Here is a 2383-nt window from a genome sequence, read left to right on the forward strand (position 1 = left end):
TAAACGGCTAAAAAAATAATTTGAACGGTATAAATTAAACCTAAAAAAAGGTCAACCTATATCAGGATAATACAAAACATCCTGCATTTAAATCAAAAACACTGATTATTGAGAAAATATCTCAATAATTACATTTTTTTATGTATTTTTACTTAAAAAACAACTACAATGTTATTAGAATTCAGAGTTAAAAATTTCCTATCTATCAAGGACGAAGTATGTCTTGATTTGAAAGCGACAAATATTACTGATTTTGGGGATACTAACTTGATACATACAGAGAGACATAATATATTAAAAGGAGCTGTAATTTATGGTGCTAATTCAAGTGGTAAGAGCAATTTAATAAAAGCAATGTCTACAATGCGTAGAATTGTTTTTCAATCCTTTGAAAAGTCTTCTACTTCCGACCTAAATATAGAACCATTTTTACTAGATACAGTTTCCGAAACTGAACCATCATTCTTTGAAGTTACTTTTTTATTAAATAATACTAAATATCGCTATGGCTTTGAATTAACCAATTCCGAAATTAAAGCAGAATGGTTAATGGAAGCAAAAAAAATAGCTGAAAAATACTTGTTTGTAAGAGAAGATGATGGAATTGATGTTAGTCCTCAATATAAAGAAGCCAAAGACTTAGAAGAAAAAACCAGAGACAATGCTTTATTTCTATCTGTAATAGACCAATTCAATGGTAAATTAGCCAATCAAATTATGAAATGGTTTGATAATTTTATTACAATTTCAGGTTTAAGACACGAAAGATATAAATCTGTAACCTTTGAAATGCTCGAAAAAGAAGAGAGTAAACACTTGCTTCAATCTTTTTATAACGATTTAGACCTTGGCTTTAACAATGTTGCAATCAAGAAAAAAGATTTTAATTCAAGTGATATTCCAGATGATATGCCTGAACACATTGTTAAACAATTAGTGTCAGATTTAGAAGGAAAAAAAATTGTGAATGTAAAAACTGTTCATAAAAAAAGAAATCCATTAAACAATAATCTTACTGATGTAGAATTTGATATGCGTAGTCAAGAATCCTCAGGTACAAATAAAGTTTTTAATATTTCAGGTCCTATTTTTGATGTCCTTACAGATGGTGGAATATTAGTAATTGATGAACTAGACGCTAGTTTACATCCATTATTAACACTATCAATTACTCGTTTATTCAATTCTACAGAGCATAACCCGAAAAATGCTCAATTAATCTTTTCAACTCACGACACTAATTTATTTTCTTACGGTAAATTTAGACGAGACCAAATTTATTTCATTGAAAAAGACAAGAATTTTTCCTCTGACTTATACTCTCTTGTTGAATATAAAGGAGATGGAGGAATTACGGTAAGAAAAGATAGAAAATTTGAGAAGGACTATATCCAAGGAAGATATGGTGCTATCCCTTTTATTGGTAATGTTTCAAACACAATAAAAGAATGGCTAGAAAAGTAAAAATCCCTAATCACATTCAAAAGAGATTAGCAAGAGATGCACATAAAAGAAAACGAAACACAAAAAATAAGAGAAAATACTTTCTTATCGTTTGTGAAGGAGAAAAAACTGAACCAAACTATTTCGAGTCATTAAAAAATGATTTACCAAAAGGTGTTCTGACCTCTTGCAGAATTGACATTGAAGGAACAGGTCGAAATACTCTTTCATTGGTAGAAGAATCAATAAAAATGAAAGAGCGACTAGAAAATGAAACTAGTCTTTCAATCGATAAAATATGGGTTGTATTTGACCGAGATAGTTTTGAGCCTGAGAACTTTAACGAAGCTATTAATCTTTGTAAAAATAGTTCACCAGAAATTGGATGTGCTTGGACTAATGAAGCTTTTGAACTTTGGTATTTATTACATTTTCATTTCTATAATACAGCTATTAATAGGGAAATGTATCAAAAATTGATTGAAGGAAATCTAAAGCCTAAAGTAGGAGAAGATTACGAATATCAAAAGAATAGTACAGAAATGTATAATTTGTTGAAAGAGAACGGTAATCTTGAATTAGCTATCAGGTTTGCTACAAAGCTAGAAACCGAATTTGAAGGTCGTTTTGATTTTGCTAATCATAATCCTTCTACGAAAGTTCATCATCTAGTTGCTGAATTATTCGGCCTAGAAGAATTACTAAAAAAAGAGGATGAAGATAAAGCCAGTGGCTAACAATGTATAAAAATAATAGCGGTTTAATCGTTAAAACGAAAGTAAGTATATATAAAAAAGGTCTGTGTTCAACTGAAAAGTTAGTGCTTAAAAATCCGCTACTATTCTTATACTAGACCGTTGTACGCAATCCCCCATAGAAACCCAAAAACTCCTCAGTACGTAGGCTAACGTAAAATTTGTAAATTACTGACTTAATATTC

2 protein-coding genes are annotated in these 2383 nt (G+C 29.8%); both read left to right on the forward strand.

Annotation, left to right across the window (positions count from 1 at the left end):
• Window positions 1–267: 267 nt before the first annotated feature.
• On the forward strand, window positions 268–1464 hold the full coding sequence (locus tag ACWYN7_RS17170) for an AAA family ATPase (protein ID WP_462861203.1): 1197 nt from the start codon (window positions 268–270) through the stop codon (window positions 1462–1464).
• Entirely contained in the window at window positions 1449–2180 is a 732-nt protein-coding gene (locus tag ACWYN7_RS17175) for an RloB family protein (RefSeq protein WP_462861204.1), read from the forward strand. Before ACWYN7_RS17170 ends, ACWYN7_RS17175 begins: the two co-directional genes overlap by 16 nt.
• Window positions 2181–2383 lie beyond the last annotated feature (203 nt).

The organism is Polaribacter sp. M10 (genome assembly GCF_054968445.1).